Raw genomic sequence first — 18,416 nt, 5'->3', positions numbered from 1 at the left:
CTCTTCTAACGCCGTTGACCGACGGTCATGTGGCACACCGGTGGAAGGAAGTTCACACCTCCGCCCCGCCCCCGCTGGAACCCGGCCCAGCCGCGCGTCGTCGCGGGCGGCCAGATCTTCGATCCGGTCCTGCCGCCGACCTTCGCGGCCCAGCCCACGAACTCGTGATCGACTCGATGCAGTGCGCCTCCGCAGGCAGCACCGATGTCGGCCACGAGTTCGGCGCCGGCGTCAACGGGCTGAACGAAGATGTGGTGCAGGGCACTCACTGCCGGACTCCTGGGGGTACCTGACGTCGTAGTTGTCACCGATGACCGGTCCGACGGCCCGGCGGTGGGCAGGTCACGGTCCGTGGCGACACACCGGATCCGGTCGGCGGCCGGGTCCTGGCCGCCGCCTCTGGTGGAAGCCTCGCGCGTGGGAACGGGATCCGCGCGCGCCGGCCCGCCGGTTACGACCGCTCGGGCCGCTCGGCGAAGTCCAGGACGGTGACCGAGGGACGACGGGTGGCCAGCGGCGGGACGGTGAGCGCGAGCGGCAACAGGGCGCCGACCAGCCCGCGCCCGCCGGTCGGCCGGACGTCCCGTACCGCGGCCACCGCCGGACCGGCGGTGCGGAGCTTGTCCCGCTCACCCGCGTCCATCGCCCATGGCATCGGGGGCGCCTGGTAGTCGTGGCTGCGCATCTTTCCGCTCAGGGTGAGTCGGCTGAACCAGCGCGGCACGGCGTCCAGTACCAGGGAGCCGCCCGGGAACCGCTCGGCACAGCCCGCGATCAAGGTCCGTACCTGGGCCGGCTGGAGGTACATCAGCAGGCCCTGCGCGGTGACCAGTACCCCATGGTTGCGGTCCACCTCCTCGGTCCAGCCCAGCTCGGTGGCGTCGGCGGCCAGATAGCGCTGCCGCGGCCCGGGCGGCAGCAGTTCCTCGCGCAACGCCACCGCCTCGGGCAGGTCAACGGTGAGCCACTGGGCCCTGCCGTTGTCGACCCGCCAGTACTGGGTCTCCAGCCCCTCCCCGAGGCAGACGACGGTGCCGCGCGGCTCCCGGGCCAGGAAGTCGGCCACCTCGCGGTCGAAGCAGGCCGCCCGCAGTGCCTGGAGCTGGGAGAGGAGCGCGCCGTGGCCGAACCGCTCCGCGAACGGGTAGTCGATCCGCTCCACGAGCTCGACGGCCTTCGGGTCCGGGAGCACCGTGTCGGGCCGCTGGGCCTCCACCGCCCGGTGCCACAGCGTCCACAGCGCCGTCTCCGGTACCGCCTCCAGCTCGGGCCGCTCCACGCTGCTCATCACTCGCTCCCTCGGAGGTGGTCCTGCCATGGACCCGCCGATTCTGACACCCCCGGCGGGCAAACCCGGCGCGCGGCCACGCGGCGCGCCGTGTCAGCGCCCCGGGACGCGGGCGCGCGCCGGGCCGGGCACTCCCCCGGCTCCCCCGCGCTCACCCGACGCTGAACGCACCGTCCGGCGGTGGCGGGGAGGGCCGGGCGGTGGCGTCGGTGACCGCCGGGGTGCGGCCGGTGAAGGCCGCGAGGTCGGCGCCGTCGGTGAGCCGGGCCGGGAAGATGTCGGCGGCCAGCCGACGGCCGAGATCGGCCACCGGGAGCGGCCGGGCGGAGCCGACCAGCAGGATGTTGCCGTAGCGGCGGCCACGCAGCACCGGCGGTTCGGCGATCAGGCAGGTCTGCGGGAAGACCGCGCGCAGCGTCGCGGCCTGGGCCCGGGCGAAGGCCAGCGGCGGGCCGTCCGCCAGGTTGGCGGCGTAGCAGGCGTCGGGACGCAGCACGGCGGCCGCCAGGCGGAGGAACTCGACCGAGGTGAGGTGCGCGGGGGTGCGGGAGCCGTGGAACACGTCGGCGACCACGAGGTCCAGGGAGGCGGCGGGCAGGTCCGCGAGCGCCGCCCGGGCGTCGCCGACCGTGGCCGTGATGTCCACGCCCGGGCCCTGCCAGGGCAGGTGCTCCTCGACCAGGGCGAGCAGCGGGCCGTCCACCTCGACCACGTGCTGGCGCGAGCCGGGGCGGGTGGCGGCGAGGTAGCGGGGGACGGTGAGGGCGCCGCCGCCGAGGTGGAGCGCGTCGAGCGGCCGGCCGGCGGGGGCCAGGGCGTCGACGAGGTGGCCGATCCGCTGGGTGTACTCGAATTCGAGGTGGGTGGGGTCGCCGAGGTCCACGTAGGACTGCGGGGTGTCGTCCAGGGTGAGCAGCCAGCCGCCGTCGTGGTCGATGTCGGGCATCAGCCTGGCCCGGCCGAGGTCGGTCGTGCGGGCGACCGGCACGGGCTCCGGCGCGGTCACGCCGCCTCCGGGAGGGCGGCGGGTCCGACGGAGGCGCCGGAGCGGGCGGCCCGCACGGCGGTGACCAGGGGTGATGGGCGGGGAGTCGGCGGGCGGCGGCTCCCCGCGACGGCGTTTCGCGGCATGTCGGCAGCATAGGCCCCTGGTCCGGCGCCGGTGCCACGCCGCCGGCTACCGGCCGGTATCGTCGGTGCCCCGGCGGATTGTGGATCCGGTCACGGCAGGTCAGAGCAGAGATTGGGTGCGGCGGACGTGGAGTTCCAAGAAGACATCCTGGGTGCCCCCTACGAGGCGGCCGAGCTTCCGCTCACCCCCGACGAGGAGGGCGCCGTCAGCGCGACCCTGGTCAGGCGGCTGGTGCCCGGCTCGGAGCGGGCCGTGCTCTACATCCACGGCTACACCGACTACTTCTTCCAGACCAATCTCGCCGACCACTTCGTCGCGGCGGGCTTCTCCTTCTACGCCCTGGACCTGCGCAAGTACGGCCGCTCGCTGCGCCCGCACCAGTCGCCGAACCTCATTCTCGACCTCGCCGCCTACGACGAGGAGCTGGACGAGGCGGTCCGGATCATCCGGGACGTCGACGGCCACTCCCGGCTGCTGGTCAACGGGCACTCCACCGGCGGGCTGATCGCCTCGCTCTGGGCCTCCCGGCGGTCCGGGCGCGGGCTGGTGGACGGCCTCTTCCTGAACAGCCCGTTCCTGGCGATGCCCGCCGCCCCGGCCGTCCGCACCCTCGGCGGGCCCGCCGTCGAGGCGATCGGGCGGATCGCCCCCACCCGGGTGCTGCCCAGCGCGCTCAACCCGCACTACGTGCACAGCCTGCACCGGGACCACCGCGGCGAGTGGGACTTCGACCTGCGCCTCAAGCCCGCCGAGGGCTTCCCGCTGTACGCCGGCTGGCTCGCCGCCGTCCAGCGCGGGCAGCGGCGGGTCGGCCGCGGCCTCGTGATCGACTGCCCCGTGCTGCTGATGGCCTCCACCGCCTCCGTCGCCACCAGCAAGTGGCACGCCGCACTGCACCACGCCGACGCCGTGCTGCGCGCCGACGACATCGCGGCCGTCGGCCCGCGCCTGGGCCGCCATGTCACCACCGTCCGGATCAAGGGCGGTATGCACGACCTCGTCCTGTCCGGCGAGGCCGCCCGGACCGAGGTCTTCACCGAGCTCGACCGCTGGACGGGCGCCTACTTCCCGGGGCTGCCCGGGTAGGTCCCCGGCCGGGGGGAGAGGATCCCGCCCCCCCGGCGAGCGGCACCCGGGACCGGCGGCCGGTCACGCCCCGCTACCACCGCCAGCACGGCCGGACCACACTCCCGGGTGAACGACGCGCTCGCGCGAGCATCTGTTTTTCGGCCACCGTCCCACCTGTCGGACCGCCGGGGCGACCTCGCGGACACCCCCGGAAGGCCGGCCCGGCGCCCTCCCGCGGCACGGCGCCGGGCCGGGGAGGGCCGCCCGGCCGCACCGCCCGTCGACCCGCACCGGGCCGCTGACCTCACCGGTTCCCCCACGCCACGCCACCGGGGCGCACACCTCCCGGCGCCCTGCGGCAGCGCCGCGCCGCCCGGGACCGGCCGTGGCGCGCGGACCCGGAGCAGCGCGGGATGCCTGGCGGAAACGCGGGAGATCTCGACCTGGGCTGACGGAAAAATATCTTGCCCGGCCATCGCTCCGAGTGAAAACGTGACCACGTTCCGTATTGATCATGCGGCTGTCAGCGCCGTGCTGCGGTCGATTATCGGTGAGGTGGCAGGCTTGACGGAGATTCAGCATCTGGCGAAGGTCTACAGTGACCGCGCCTACGTGCACACGACGACCGTGCGGCACCAGGGCAGCACGGTCGCGTTCGCGATGGACGATCAACGGCGCATCGTCTACACGGTGCTGGACCTGTCGCAGCACGACGAGGCGCGCGGGGAGGCCGACGCGGCCTACTGGTCGGAGAACCCGCTGCCGCTGCGCTTCCCCGGCGAGATCGCCCGGGTCGGCTACGCCGTCGCCGGAGCGGTCCGGATGCCCGCCGTCAAGCGCGGCGGCCGGGTCGAGGCGGACCGGGCCGAGCGGCTCGACGAGGACGAGCTGGACGCCTTCCTGTCCAGCACGGCCCGGCTCGGTGCCGCCGCGCCGTTCCACGTCGTCTCCGACGGCACCCACCTGTACGTCCTGCGCCAGTCCGTCCGGGCCGACCACCAGGACATGGTCTTCCGGCTGGCCGACGGCAGCTCGTCCTCGGCCGAACCGGCGCGCAGCGACTACCTCATCGGCACCGGCGGGGCCAGGGCCGCGGTGGTCGATGCCACCCTGCTCTGCGACCGTTTCGTGCTGACCGGCGGCGAGTTGAAGCCGGTGCTGGAGGTCCGCTACCGGCGCAGCCGCCACAAGGGCCGTCCCGACTCCGCCAAGGACAGCCTCGGCACCCGGGACATGGAGGGCCGGGCGTTCCACGAGCCCACCCAGGAGCTGTCCTTCGTCCGCAACCTCTCCGGCGGCCGGTTCACCGCGCTGCTGGTGCCCACCGCGGTGCACGGCCGGGAGCGCTGGCAGCTCTTCGCGCACAACGACGCCACCGGGCGGATCGACGGCTTCAGCGTCGAGCGCGGCCGCGACGGCCTGTTCAACACCCAGGGCTCGCAGGCCTGGACCAGCCCCGACGAGCGCTACCGCGACGCCGTCCACGAATCCGCCCCCGGCAGCTGCCCGTTCACCGGCCGGCCGCTGGTACCGGTGGTGAGCGGGAGCGGCCACGCCGAGACGGCCCTGCGTTTCGACGGCGCCGACGACGTGGCCGAGCTTCCGGGCACCGCCCTCCAGCTCGCCGACTCCGACTTCACGGTGGAGTTCTGGGCCAGGCGCACCGCGACCGGCGGCCTCGAGGACTTCCTGGTCGGGCACGGCGCCGCCGCCGGTGCCCGGTTGCGCAGCCTGCACATCGGCTTCCGCTCGGACGACACCTTCGCCTTCGCCTTCTACGCCGACGACCTGAACACCGCTCAGCGCACCACCGACACCGACTGGCACCACTGGGCCTGCGTCTTCGTCCGCGCCACCCGCGAGCAGATCGTCTACCGCGACGGCGTCGAACTCGGCCGCCGGACCACCGAGATGCCGTACGCCGGTCTCGGCCCGCTGACCCTGGGGCGCGCCCTCGGCTCGTACGGCCGCGCCGAGCTGGACGAGGTCCGGGTCTGGAACCGCCCCCGCGGCGGCGAGGAGATCGCCGCCGACCGCAACCGCCGCCTGATCGGCAACGAGCCGGGGCTGGCCGTCTACTACCGCTTCGACGAGGGCCGGGGCGACAAGCTGTACGACCAGACCGACAACGCCCGGCACGCCGCCCTGCGCGGCGGTCCGGCCTGGATCACCTCCGAGGCCCCGATCGGCGAGAACCCCGGGGTGCGCCGCGACAGCTTCGCCCTCACCGGGCGCCGCGTGGTCTCCGGTCTCTCCGCCGTACTGCACCACCAGCAGGAGACCGCGCCCGCCGGGTACGACGGCACGGCCAGGCCCGTCAAGCGCCAGGCCCGGGTGCTGCTCGCCTGCGCCACCGGCGGGCCCGACCCGGTGAACGGCCAGGCCACCGACGAGGCCTACCTCGCCACCCTCGACCTGGGCGTCGGGCGCGACGGCCGCCTGGCCGAGATCCCGGACCAGCTGACCCTGCCGGTGCTCGCCGCCCCCGAGTCCAGCGGCACCGTGGACGCGGTCGGCGACCTGGACGCCCAGGTGGCCCGGCTGGTCCGGGACGTGGCCGGCTCCGAGGCGGAGATCACCCGCCTCCAGCAGGAGACGGCCGAGATCCCGGAGCTGGAGCGCCGGCGCGCCGCGCTGAGGGCCGGCCAGGAGGACGATCCCACCCTCTGGCGCTACCGGCTGCGCTTCAAGCTGCCCAAGGACGGCAAGGACCAGTACCTCGCGGTGGAGAGCGACCGCAGGGACGCGACGGCCCCGCTGGTCCGCACCGCCAACCGGACGGCCGCCTCCGCGCTGTGGACCTTCGAGCCCACCGGCACCAACCTCAACGGCGTCACCTGCTACTTCCTGCGGAACGTCAACTCCGGTCTGGACATGAACCTCTCCGGCGGCAAGACCGACAACGACACCCCGCTGATCCAGTACCGCCGGGAGGCCGACAACGACGCCACCCACTTCGCGCTGGACACCTGGAACGGCCGCGGCCTGGTGGTCCGCCGCAGCGGGAAGCTGGTCGCCGCCCGGGACAGCCAGGGCGACCGCATCGTGCAGTACGACTACGGGACGGCGAACGCCTCCGGCGAGGGCCTCGTCGTCCTGGAGCGGGACGGCGCCTCCGGCAGGCCCGGAGCCACCGCCGACCAGCGGAACCAGGAGATCCTGGAGCTCGACAACCGGCTGCTGACCCTCGCCGGCAAGCAGGAGGCGCTCGGCCGCCACCGCCGCGACCTGCCGGCCCGCCAGGCCCTGCTGGCCGCCAAGCGGGAGGAACTGGGCCGGCTCACCGGCGGGGTGCGCGGCTCCGACGACGTCGCCCTCCCGATGCCCCGGCTCGCCGTGGACCGCACCGGGCTCAGCAGCTCCGGCGCGCTGCTCGCCTTCGCCCGCGGCGCCGACCGCCCGTTCCTGCTGGACAGCGCCACCGGCAGCGTGGTGCTCTACTTCCGGGGCGCCAACGGCCAGTTCTTCGCCGGCTACTACGACGCCCAGGTGCTGCGCTCCTCCCGGCAGCTGGCCTCCGGCGGCACGGCGGTGGCCTTCACCGCCCGCGACGCGGCCACCGACCTGGCCACCGTGGAGATCACCGTCGGGGCCGGGGACAACCCGGCGCAGGTCAGCCTGACCATCAGCCAGGACGGGCGGAGCGAGCAGTGGTCCCACCTGCCCCGGCGGGCCGAGGACTTCGCCGCCGTGGTCAACGGCGCCGCCGAACAGCCCGTGCCGATCGGCACCGTGCTGCGGATCGACGGCGACGTGGTGCAGTTCAGCGAGGGCACCCTCGCCCCGCTCACCGGCCCCGGTTTCGTCACCGTCGGCGGCCACGGCTTCCGTTTCGAGGGCAGCCACCCCACCGGCAGCAAGTCGCTGCGGCTGGGCGCGGGCGCGGACCGGACCCTGCTGAAGCCGGGCATGAGCGTGCTGCGGGTGCGCTACGACCACCGCTGGTCCACCGACTCCCGGCCCGGTGTGGCGCTCTCCGCGGGCTCCCGGCTGGTCACCGTCGACCCCGGCACCCTGGCCGAGATCCCGGTCGGCACCGCCGCCGATCTGCTGCGCGGCCACGGCGGCCGCTGGCGCGCCGACATGCCGGGCCGCGCCTACGCCTTCGACGGCCAGGGGCGATTCCTCTCCCTGCCCGCCGAACAGCCGGCCAGGGCCGCCACCCCCGGCGACCTCACCGTGGAGGCCTGGGTCAACCCCGAGCGGGTCGAGGGCCCGGTGCGTGTGGTGCACGCCAACGCCGGGGACACTCCGTACGGTCTGGGACTGCTCGGCGGCCCCGCCGCCTCCGCGCTGGCCTACGACGGGGTGAGCGCCGCCGCCGTGGTGCCCGGCGCCTTCGGGTTCGGCGACGGCGACTTCACCGTCGAGTTCTGGGCCCGCCGCACCGCCGTCGACGAACGCTCGCACTTCGTCCTGGGGCACAGCGGCGACCAGGGGCGCAACAACGAGAGCCTGCACATCGGGTTCCGCGACAACGGCAAGTTCACCTTCGCCTTCTACGGCGACGACCTGGACACCACCCAGCGGTTCGGCGACACCCAGTGGCACCACTGGGCCTGCGTCTTCGAGCGCGGCACCCGCCAGCAGGTGGTCTACCGGGACGGCCAGGAGATCGCCCGCCGCACCGCGAGCGCCCCCTACCAGGGCCAGGGGCGGCTCTCCCTCGCCCAGGTGCCCTTCCAGCCCACCGGATTCGCCTCCGTCCAGGTGGACGAGGTCAGGCTCTGGTCCCGGGCGCGCGGCGGCGACGACCTGCGCGCCGCGATGAAGCGCCGGCTCACCGGCGCCGAGACCGGACTGCTCGGCTACTGGGTCCACTCCGCCCCGGCGCCCGGCGCGCAGCCCGTCCTGACCGACCGCTCCGGCAACAGGCGGCACGCCGAACTGCGCGGCAGGCCGGGCCCGGTGCCCGCGCTGTCGCCGATCGAGAACGGCCGCTACTGGGCCGTCGCCACCGTCGGCGACCGCCGGGTGGTCAGCCGGGAGACCTTCCCGCTGCGCGAGTGGAGCCACTTCGCCGCCGCCTACCAGCAGTCCTGGGCCGTCCAGCTGGACGGCGAGGCCTACCTGGAGGTCGCCGACGACGACGCCCTGGACATCGCCGACGACCTGACGCTGGAGGTGTTCGCCCGTCTGGAGCGGCTCGGCGAGACCCAGGGTCTGCTCTCCAAGGGCCGGATGACCGACGGCGCGGGCGGCAGCGTCCCCTACCGGCTGGCGGTGCTGCCGGACGGCCGGCTGGAGTTCGCCTTCGAGGAGCCGGACGGCCGGGCCGTGCGCTTCACCTCCACCGAGGGCGTCAAGGCCGGGACGTTCCACCGGATCGCGGTGGTCCGCAAGAGCGGGCGCTCGATGCAGGAGCAGAAGGGCACCCGCCAGATCAGCGCGGTGGGGGCCGACGGCAAGCCGGTCACCCAGAGCGTGGAACTGGTCGAGTCGGTCACCGTCCGCGAATGGCAGGACATCCGCTTCCACCTGGACGGCCGGGAGATCGGCGCGGCCCGCTACGAAGGTCCGGGCCCGCGCGGCAACGACGCGCCGCTGGAGCTCGGCCGGGCCCGCGAAGGCTCCGTCGTCCAGCGGTTGACCGGTGTGCTCGCCGAGGTCCGGATCTGGGGCGCCGCCCGCGATGCCGCCCGGCTCGGCACCCCCGTCACCGCCCGCGACCGGGGTCTGGTCGCGCACTGGCGCTTCGAGGAGAACGCCGGCGGCACGGCGGCCGATGCCACCGGATCGCACCCCGCCCGGCTGCGCGGCGCCCGCTGGGTGCGCAACCCCGACCCGCGCGGCAGCGTCTTCCGGCTCTACCGCAACGGCGTCGCGGTGGCCTGCGACCCGGCCGGCGACCCGGGCGCCCCCGACACCGCCGCCTTCGCCGACGCCGGCGACGCCCAGCTCAGCCTTGGTGCGCTGCTCAAGGGCGGCAAGGCCGCCGAGTCCTTCAACGGCGTTCTGGAGGAGGTGCGGATCTGGCGCACCGCCCGCACCCACGAGCAGCTGCTGGACAACCTCTTCACCCGGCTCAAGGGGGAGAAGGAGGACCTGGTCGCCTACTGGCCGTTCGACCGGGACTCCACCGAACCGGATGTCGCCCAGGTCCGCGACGACGGCCTGCGCGGCAACCACCTGCGCCTCGGTGCCGAGGCGACCCGTCCGCGCACGGTCCTCTCCAGCGCGCCGGTCTCCACCGACACCGCGCAGGTCCGCTCGGCGCTGGCCGGGATGCGCACCCCGTTCCACGAGACCGTCACCGCCGCCCCGGCGGTGGCCGAGTACGCCGACATGCAGTACGGCGCCCGCGGCGAGGCGTTCGGTGTCCTCAAGCGCGCCTACAGCTATCTGCGGGACGGACGCTGGCACCTGGTCACCGGTTACAAGGTCGGCGAGCTGGTGAGCGAGTGGGTCAGTCAGATCCAGTTCGACCCGCAGCTCGTCGGCTACGTGGAGGGCGCGCCGCCGGTGCCCTCGGAGAACCTCACCGCCGGGCTCACCGACCCCGGCAGCGACACCTTCGAGGGGGCCTCCTCGGTCCAGCTGACCGAGGCCGAGCAGGTGGTGCGTTCGCTGTCGTCGGCCAAGGAGCGCAGCGTGGACGCCGCCTTCGGCTTCGCCCTGTCCAACGAGGTGGACGTCGACATCTGGATGATCACCGCCCCGCTCGGCTTCGGCATCGCCAAGGCCATCGCCAAGGGCGGGGTCTCCGCCGGTGTGCGCGGCAACCTGGAGTTCTCCAACAGCTGGGCCGAGGAGACCTCCGTCTCCCAGGGCGAGAACACCGCCCGCACCACCAAGGTCTCGCTCACCGGCCACTGGGAGGACCCGGGCCGGCTCCTCAACCCCGCCACCGGCCGCCGCTACGTCCCGGCCAACACCGGCTTCGCCGTGGTCCAGTCGCAGACCGCCGACGTCTTCGCCCTGCGCCTGGCGCACAGCGGGGCACTGGTGGCCTACCGCATCCAGCCGAACCCGGACATCCCCAGGGACTGGAACGTCATCCCGTTCCCGATCAACCCCCGCTACACCAAGCAGGGCACCCTGGACGGCACCGTCGGTTTCAACGAACGCGGCAAGGTCGCCGACCCCGACTACCAGGGCACCCGTGAGCGGGGCGAGTACAGCTACTTCAAGCCCCGCGAGGCGTACGCGCTCAAGCGCCGCATCCAGCGCGACCAGCAGCGCCTGCACAGCTACTACGACACCGTCTCCACCGAGACCCACGCCCCGGACCCGACCGCGCAGCGGGCCGGACGGGTGCTCGGCGGCGCGATCGGCGCCGACGCCTCCCCGGCCCAGCGGCGGGAGACCACGGGCAGCGCCACCGGCCAGGGCTTCTCCCGCCGGGACCTGGTCAACACCTACGTCTGGACGGCCGCCGGCGGCTTCTTCGCCGAGACCACCGAGACCACCGACGTGGTCAGCGAGACCACCGCGGGCTCCTACTCCCTGTCGGGCTCGGTCGGCACCTCGATCGGCACCTCCTTCCGGATCGCCGGCATCGGCATCGGCGCCCAGCTGGACGCCTCCGTCGGCGGCGGGATGACCGCCACCCGGGCCCGCGGCAAGGAGGCCACCCGTTCCTTCGGACTGAACGTGGAAGTCGCCCCCGCCGGCGACCTCCAGCGCTACGACCAGGACCGCAAGCCCGTCTTCGACCAGGACGGGCAACCCGTCAAGGTCCCCGGCAAGGTGGACGCCTACCGCTTCCTCAGCTTCTACCTGGGCGAGGACAGCGAGCACTTCGACACCTTCTTCCACAAGGTGGTCGACCCGCGCTGGCTGGAGAACGGCGGCGACCCCGACGCGGCGGCGCTGCGCCAGGCCCGCCAGTCGGACCGCAAGCCGCCGTGCTGGCGGGTGCTGCACCGGGTCACCTTCGTCAGCCGGGTGCTGCCCGCGGTGCCTCCGGCCGGGGCTCCGGCGCTGGAGAAGGCCATGCGCGACGTGGACGTGGAGAGCAACTACGAACTCGTCCGCCGTCTGGACCCGTATGTGAAGGGCGCCGCCACCGGCCTGCCCGAGCTGGCCGAGGCCACCCGCGCCGCCCTCGCCGCCCAGCTGCCCGAACTGCTGCCGCACGCGGCCGAGGTGATCAACTTCCTCGCGCAGTACTACGGCGTGGAGGGCTGAGCACCTCCGGTGTGCGGTCCCGGGGCGCCCCCGCGGACCCCGGGACCGCACACCGGTACGAGCGCCCCCTGCGAGCGGGCCCCGCAGCCCGTCCTGGCCCCGCGCCCGAATCCGGCGGCAGGTCGCGCCACCCCTCCCCCGCTCCCCGTGCGCCTGCTGTGCGCCCGTGTTCCTGTGGAACGCTACCCGGACCACTGTCACTCCCTGTGCCAGCAAGGCGAGTTGAGGAGTCCGCATGCCACACGGTCACGAGCCGCAGGCCGGCCACACCGATCCGTCCCTCTACCGCACCCCCGCCGAGGCGATCGCCGCGCCACCGGAGAAGCTGGCGTACGTCGCCGGGTTCGACCGGTCCGCGCAGCGGCCGGACGCGCTGATCACCGTCGACACCGACCCGGACTCGCCGAGCTACGGCCGGGTGCTGAACTTCTCCGAACTGCCGGGGCTGGGCGACGAACTGCACCACTTCGGCTGGAACGCCTGCTCCAGCGCGCTCGCGCACGCCTGCCACGAGAACCCGGAGCGGCGCTACCTGCTGCTGCCCGGGCTGCGCTCGTCCCGGCTGCATGTGATGGACACCCGGCCGGACCCGGTGCGGCCCCGGCTGGTCAAGACCGTCCAGGCCGAGGAACTGGCGGCCAGAGCGGGCTACTCGCGTCCGCACACGCTGCACTGCGGGCCGGACGGCGTGTTCCTCTCCTGCCTCGGCGGGGCGGCGGGCGCGAACGGCCCGGACGGCTCGGACGGTTCCGACGGGCCGGGCGGGGTGGCGCTGCTCGACCACACCACCTTCGACGTGCTGCGCGCCTGGGAGACGGAGCGCGGGCCGCAGCACTTCGCCTACGACGTGTGGTGGCACCTGGGGACCAACGTGGGCATCACCAGCGAGTGGGGAACCCCGTGGATGGTCGAGGACGGGGTCGTCCCGGAGCTGCTGCTGGGCCGCAAGTACGGGCACGCGCTGCACTTCTGGGAGCTGGACTCGGGGCGCCACCTCCAGCGGATCGACCTCGGTGACCAGTACCAGATGGTGCTGGAGCTGCGGCCGGCCCACGACCCGCAGGCCGAGTGGGGGTTCGCCGGGGTGGTAACCAACGTCGAGGACCTCTCCTCCTCGGTCTGGCTCTGGTACCGGGACGGCGCGGCGTTCACCGCGCGCAAGGTGATCGACATTCCGGCCGAGCCGGCGAAGGCCGAGGACCTGCCGCCGGCCCTGCAGCCCTTCGGAGCCGTGCCACCGCTGGTGACCGACATCAACCTGTCGGTGGACGACCGCTGGCTGTACGTCTCGGCCTGGGGCACCGGCGAGCTGTTCCAGTACGACGTGTCGGACCCGTTCCACCCGCGGCTGGCGGGCTCGGTACGACTCGGCGGGGTGACGGCCAGGACGCCGCACCCGGCCGAGCCCGGACGCCCGCTGAGCGGCGGGCCGCAGATGGTCGAGATCAGCCGGGACGGACGGCGGCTCTACCTCACCAACTCGCTGTACGGCTCGTGGGACGACCAGTTCTACCCGGACGGCATCGAGCCGTGGATCATCAAGCTGGACGCCGACACCGACGCGGGCGGGCTCTCGGTCGACCACCGCTTCTTCCCGCACGGCGACGAGTTCCGGGGCCTGCGGGTGCACCAGACCCACCTCGCGGGCGGCGACGCCTCCTCGGACTCGTACTGCTACCGGTAACAAACCCTCGGCGCCGCGGCGGCTCGCCGCGCGGGTGCGTCAGACCCGCCCCAGCACCGGGTCGTGGTGGACGTGCGCGGCGGGCAGGCCGGCGGCGACCAGGCGGGTGCGGACCTCGTCCACCATCCCGGCCGGGCCGCTGACGCAGGCGAGGTGGTCCGCCCAGTCGCCGCTGCGGCTCACCGCGTCGGCGAGCCGTGAGCCCCCGCCCGGGCGGGGGCCGCCGTCGGCGACCGGGATCAGCTCCAACCAGGGCTTGCGGCCGACCAGTTCGGAGAGGTCCGGCCAGTCGTACAGATCGGCCCGGTCCCGGGCGCCGACGAACAGATGGACCCGGCGGCCACGCGGGCGGTGCTCGACCAGCTCCTCGACGATCGCCTTCATCGGGGCGAGCCCGGTGCCGCCGGCCACCAGCAGCAGATCGCGGGTGTCGTCCTCGGGCATCAGCGTGCCGCGCGGCGGGCCCAGGCGCAGCTCGTCGCCGACGGCGGTGCGCTCGACCAGCGCCTCGCTGACCCCGCCCGGGCCGGTGCGGCGGACGTGGAACTCCACCTCGTTGTCCTCGCGCGGGGCGCAGCCCATCGAGTACTGCCGCCAGGTGTGCGGGAGCCGCGGGTGCTCCACGGTGCCGTACTGGCCGGCCCGGTAGGGGTAGGGCTCGCCGGTCCGCACGCGCAGCACGGCCAGGTCGGGGCGGCGGCGTTCGTGGCCGACCACGACCGCGTGCCAGTACGGGGGTTCGGTGAGCGCGGACTCGGCGCCGGCCACCATCGCCCGGACGGCGAAGCGCAGCATCCGGATCCAGGCGGCCTCCAGGCCATCGCTCCACCGGGCGCCGGCGCGGTGGCGGATCGCCTGGCACAACGCTTCCTCGAAGGCCTCGTAGTGGACCGGGCGGACGCCCAGTTTGCGGTGGTCGCGGCCGAGCTGGCTGAGGGTGGCGGCGAGCTGGGCGGGGCGGTCGAGGTGATCGATCAGGTGGTTGAACATCCGTTCCAGATGGGTCTGCTGGAACTCCATGGACTCGGGGAAGAGCGAGCGCAGGTAGGGCCGGCGCCGGAACATGAACGCGTAGAGGTGGTCGATCAGGTCGGCGAGCGGGGTCACCAGCCCGAGGGTGTCCAGGATCAGCCGCTGGTCGGCGGCCGCGTCGAAGCCGTCCGGGTAGCCGCCCTGCGGTCCGGCCGGGTGGCCGGTGGGGCCGGCGGGCGCCGACTGGTCCGGCCCGGTCTGGAAGGACGACGCCGGCGCGAGGATCTGCCGGCGAAGGCGCATGGCGTGGTGGCGCGCGATCAACCGGTCGTACTCGGTGGTGGTGCTGGTGATCTCCATGGCCAGCAGCCTAACCATTCATCAGACACCTTCTGGAAAGCGGATGTTCATGTTCGCCGTCCACTTCCGGACCGGTTCCGGGCAGGGTCGGGCCCTGGGGCTGACAGGTCCAGTAAACGGCCGCCCGCACCGCCCGGAGAAGGGCCGGTGGTCCCGGGAAGACCGGGACCACCGGCCCAACGGGGGGCTCGTGGTGAGGACCCACGGCCCCTTGGGGGCGGGCCGGCGGAGGCCGCCGCCCGGTACGGCGCCCCGCCGCCGGTGCTCTCCCATCACCGGCGGCGGGGCGCCGCGTCGGGTTCCGGCCCGCGTCGCCCGCCGGGGCCGGGTGACGCCGGGGCCGGAGCTCAGGCCCTGGCCGGCGGCCCCACCTCGGCCGGTCCGGCGGTCTTGCCGCGCGCGGCGCGCCGAAGCCGGCGGCGGCGCGGGGGCTGGTCGGGCAGCCAGCCGAAGGCCAGGCAGCTGCCGACCACACCGGTGAGCATGCCGAGCAGGAAGCCGCCCAGGTTGGAGGTCATCCAGCTGGCCAGCGAGCTCAGCACGGCGAGGACCGAGTAGAACAGCCGCTGGGCCGGGTTGAACAGGATCAGCGCGCCGCAGACCACCATCAGGGCCGGTACCAGGTAGCCGGTCAGCCCCTGCATCCCGATGTGCAGGACGACGGGCAGCGGGGCCCGCAGGGTGAAGAGGATCTCGGCGCCGCCCAGCAGCACCAGCAGACCGCCCCAGAACGGCCGCCGGCCCCGCCAGCCACGCCAGCCCGTTCGGCCGGCCGGGGCCCCAGCGGACGCCGGGGCCCCGGGCTCGACGGCCACCGGCTCGACGGCCTCGGCACCGGCGACACCCGGCACGGTGGCGCTCGGCACGACAGCGCTCGGCACGGCGGCTTCAGGCACGACGGCTTCGGGCACGGCGGCGTCAGGCACCGGAACCACCGGCTCGACGGCCTCGGCCGCACCGGGCACCGCGCCGTCGGGTACGGGATCGGACACCGTCAGCAGCCCTCCGAGCTGAAGCTCAGCCGCAGGTTGGGCAGCCTGAACGCCCCTGCGGTGGTGGCATAGTTGTGCTGCCGCAGGTTGTGGACGGTGACGGTGTCGGCCTGCTGCCCGAACACACCCGGCAGGCCCTTGACCCCGGCCTTGGTGTAGGTGCTGGCGTCGCCGCCGATCTCGATGTTGGTGAACGACGCGTCACCGGAGAACAGGTCCGAGTCGGTGGTGAGGTCGGTGGCGGTGACGGGGGTGCCCGCGTCGCCGGCCTTGATCAGCAGGTTGATGCCGCCGAGGTCGACGCTCTGGCAGAGCTTGGTGAGCGAGGCGTTCTTGATCGCCGAGACCGCGACCAGGACCTGCCCGCCGGTGTCCCCGGCGTTCGGGCTGTCGTCGATCATGTGGTCCAGGCTGCCGAACTGTTCGAAGCCCACACCGTCGAGGCTGTCGGCGGTGACGGTGAACGGCATTCCGGAGATGGAGAACTGGGCGGCGAGTACACCCTGCGCGGTGAGGGTCATCAGCACGGCGCCGGCAACGACGGCGGGTACCGCCATCAGGGCCGTACGCCGCAGCCGGACCCGGCCTCTGGACCCGGCAGGTGTCCCGGCGGGCGTCCCGGCGGTTTCGGGCGTGGGGGCTGCGTCCTCGGACGTGGCCATGTGTGCTCCCTCGATGAGTGGGATGGGCAGGCACTGGCACGTTGTCCTGGCGCGGACAGCGTTCTGCGGGCCCGACCGGTTCGGACGCCCCTCGGCAGCGGGGCGGGCCGGACGGACCGCAGTTGGGTAACTGGGAAGCTACTGCCCGGTATCCGACGGGTCAATACGGGTGCACGAAGGATCATCGTCCGCCGACGGCACCGCCCAGCCGCCGGGCGGCCTCGGCCGGCCCGAGGAAGGTCGCCAGGCAGAACAGGCTCAAGGCCGGTAGCAGATCAGGGAGTTCATCCGTCCGGTCGGCATCGATGCGGCGGTGGAGCGCGCTGTAGACACCGCCGACCACCGCATCCACCAACGCCTCCACCGGTACCCCGCCCGGAGGTTGTGGCACCTCGGCGAAGAACGCCCGGAATCGGGTGAGGAGTTGGTCGCGCTCGCGACGCCCGGCCGGGCCGACGGCGTCGATCTCGATCACCGCCATGGTGGCGAACGCCGGTACGCCGGCGAGCAGGTAGAGCATCGCGCGCAGCGCCTCACGGATGCCGGAGCACCAGTCGGGCGCCGCCGCGAAGGCGGCCGCCATCCGCCGGATCACCACACCGGTGCCGTGCCGGTGGGCGGCCAGGAAGGCATCCTCCTTGCCGCTGAACAGCTCGTAGAAGACCGGCCTGGTCACCCCGGCGGCGTGGCAGATGTCGCTCACCGTGGCGCGCTGGTAGCCGTGTTCGGCGACGGTGTGGACCAGGCCGTCGAGCAGGCGCTCCCGCTGGGTGGCGGCGACCACGTCCGGCGGCAGCCGGCTCGGGCCTCGCTTGATCGACCGGGCCGGGTCACGCCCGGTGCGGGCACCGGGCAGCAGCGGCGTCCCGTCACTCCGGACGGTGTTCAGGTCCATGGCCAACTCCTGTTCTCTGCCTTGACATTGAAGCAGGGGCTGGTTTACAACACTCGCAGGTTTCCAATCGGACGGCGACGAGCCGCCGGAAACCTCCACGCGTTCCGGCTGTTCAGTACGGCGAACGCATACCCGGCGGTGGCAGCCGTCGACGTGCACCCCCACCGCACTCCCCGCACCACCTCGCACCTCCCTGCACCTTCCTGCACCGCCAGCACCTTCTCGCCGTACGGGCGGGCCCGTGGCGCCGGGCCCGCCGAGTCGCCGTCCACCGTGCCGCACGTCCAACGCCCGTCCGGCGCACGAACGACGCACGAACGACGCACACCCGCACCGCACCCGCCGTGCTCACGTCGTGCTCACGTCGGCGCGCCCCCCGCCCACGTCCGCGCGCACCTCCACGCGTTCCGGCGGGCACCCCACCCGGCTCCTCACGGAGAGAGGCACACCCTCATGCGCATCCGCCGCACCCTCGGTACCGCAGCCCTGGCCGCCGTGGCCCTGGCCACCGCCGCCGTCACCCCCGCCCAGGCCGCCGGCTCCGCCGTGCTGACCTACGGCGGTGCCGGCTCGGCCGGAACCGACGTCCCCGTCGGCGACGTCCTCAGCGCCAACCTGGTCCCCGGCACCTACGCCAGCTTCTACTCCAGCGCGACCGGGACGAGCGGCATCAAGTGCGCCGGCTCCTCCTTCTCCGCGACCGTCACCGCCAACCCGGCCGCGCCGGGCGTCGCCACCGAGCAGCTCAACAGCCAGACCTTCGCCTCCTGCACGTCCAACGTGCTCGGCCTCACCGGCGTGCAGAGCATCACGGTCAACAACCTGCCGTTCACCAACTCGGTGAGCGATGCCGCGGGCAACCCCGTGACGCTCAGCCCGTCCAGCGCGGCCGCGCCGATCCAGACCACCATGGTGCTGAACACCATCCTCGGCACCATCACCTGCGTCTACCGCGCGCCCGGCAGCCTCTCCGGCACCACCAACAACACCGGTAACACCATCGGCTTCGCCTCCCAGGCCTTCAGCAAGTACTCCGGCCCCAGCACCTGCTTCGCCGCCGGCTACTTCACCGCCACCTACGGGCAGGTCCTCGACATCTCCCGCCCGGGCAACCCGCCCATCTGGGTCAACTGACCCTCCCCGGAAAGCGGTAGCGGACCGAAACGGACCGAGCGGCGTGCGGCGACCGGGGTCGACCGGGTCACCGCCGTCACGGTAGCCCGGCTGGACGCC

11 protein-coding genes are annotated in these 18,416 nt (G+C 73.7%); 4 read left to right on the top strand and 7 right to left on the bottom strand.

All coding sequences use genetic code 11. From position 1 onward, the window contains the following. Positions 1-5: 5 nt before the first annotated feature. From AB0P06_RS27980 to AB0P06_RS27970, 3 genes are all read right to left on the bottom strand, one after another. Positions 6-269, bottom strand: coding sequence for a hypothetical protein (locus AB0P06_RS27980; protein WP_363612044.1), 264 nt, complete (start codon positions 267-269; stop codon positions 6-8). Positions 270-451: 182 nt separating this feature from the next. Continuing rightward, positions 452-1,288, bottom strand: a complete 837-nt coding sequence (locus AB0P06_RS27975; protein ID WP_363612042.1) for a class I SAM-dependent methyltransferase — start codon at positions 1,286-1,288, stop codon at positions 452-454. A 151-nt stretch (positions 1,289-1,439) separates the two neighbouring features. Then, positions 1,440-2,234, bottom strand: coding sequence for a fused MFS/spermidine synthase (locus tag AB0P06_RS27970; protein ID WP_363612114.1), 795 nt, complete (start codon positions 2,232-2,234; stop codon positions 1,440-1,442). A gap of 312 nt (positions 2,235-2,546) precedes the next feature. Between AB0P06_RS27970 and AB0P06_RS27965 the strand changes: the two genes are divergently transcribed. The 3 genes from AB0P06_RS27965 (at position 2,547) to AB0P06_RS27955 (ending at position 13,302) form a co-directional block, all read left to right on the top strand. Beyond that, complete coding sequence (locus AB0P06_RS27965; RefSeq protein ID WP_363612040.1) at positions 2,547-3,506, top strand: alpha/beta hydrolase; 960 nt, start codon at positions 2,547-2,549, stop codon at positions 3,504-3,506. Positions 3,507-4,052: 546 nt separating this feature from the next. Further along, on the top strand, positions 4,053-11,618 hold the full coding sequence (locus AB0P06_RS27960; protein WP_363612038.1) for a LamG-like jellyroll fold domain-containing protein: 7,566 nt from the start codon (positions 4,053-4,055) through the stop codon (positions 11,616-11,618). 235 nt (positions 11,619-11,853) lie between these two features. Then, on the top strand, positions 11,854-13,302 hold the full coding sequence (locus AB0P06_RS27955; protein WP_363612036.1) for a selenium-binding protein SBP56-related protein: 1,449 nt from the start codon (positions 11,854-11,856) through the stop codon (positions 13,300-13,302). A gap of 39 nt (positions 13,303-13,341) precedes the next feature. Here the strand turns inward: AB0P06_RS27955 and AB0P06_RS27950 are convergent, their stop codons facing one another. The 4 genes from AB0P06_RS27950 to AB0P06_RS27935 all read right to left on the bottom strand — a co-directional run bounded on the left by AB0P06_RS27950 (position 13,342) and on the right by AB0P06_RS27935 (position 17,183). Then, entirely contained in the window at positions 13,342-14,634 is a 1,293-nt protein-coding gene (locus AB0P06_RS27950) for a globin domain-containing protein (RefSeq protein WP_363612034.1), read from the bottom strand. A 347-nt stretch (positions 14,635-14,981) separates the two neighbouring features. Continuing rightward, positions 14,982-15,449 (bottom strand): DUF6114 domain-containing protein, encoded by a 468-nt coding sequence (locus tag AB0P06_RS27945; protein WP_363612112.1) that lies wholly within the window; start codon positions 15,447-15,449, stop codon positions 14,982-14,984. Between the two features lie 179 nt (positions 15,450-15,628). Then, entirely contained in the window at positions 15,629-16,288 is a 660-nt protein-coding gene (locus tag AB0P06_RS27940) for a DUF6230 family protein (RefSeq protein WP_363612032.1), read from the bottom strand. Positions 16,289-16,469: 181 nt separating this feature from the next. Further along, on the bottom strand, positions 16,470-17,183 hold the full coding sequence (locus tag AB0P06_RS27935) for a TetR/AcrR family transcriptional regulator (RefSeq protein WP_363612030.1): 714 nt from the start codon (positions 17,181-17,183) through the stop codon (positions 16,470-16,472). 453 nt (positions 17,184-17,636) lie between these two features. Here AB0P06_RS27935 and AB0P06_RS27930 point away from each other — a divergent pair, with 453 nt between their 5' ends. Continuing rightward, positions 17,637-18,317 (top strand): Tat pathway signal sequence domain protein, encoded by a 681-nt coding sequence (locus AB0P06_RS27930; protein ID WP_363612028.1) that lies wholly within the window; start codon positions 17,637-17,639, stop codon positions 18,315-18,317. The last annotated feature ends 99 nt before the right edge of the window (positions 18,318-18,416 follow it).

This window comes from Kitasatospora sp. NPDC088351 (genome assembly GCF_040685575.1).
Lineage (GTDB): Bacteria > Actinomycetota > Actinomycetes > Streptomycetales > Streptomycetaceae > Kitasatospora.
Note: the sequence above shows the minus strand (reverse complement) of the source record. Positions and strands in the feature narration are given on the sequence as shown.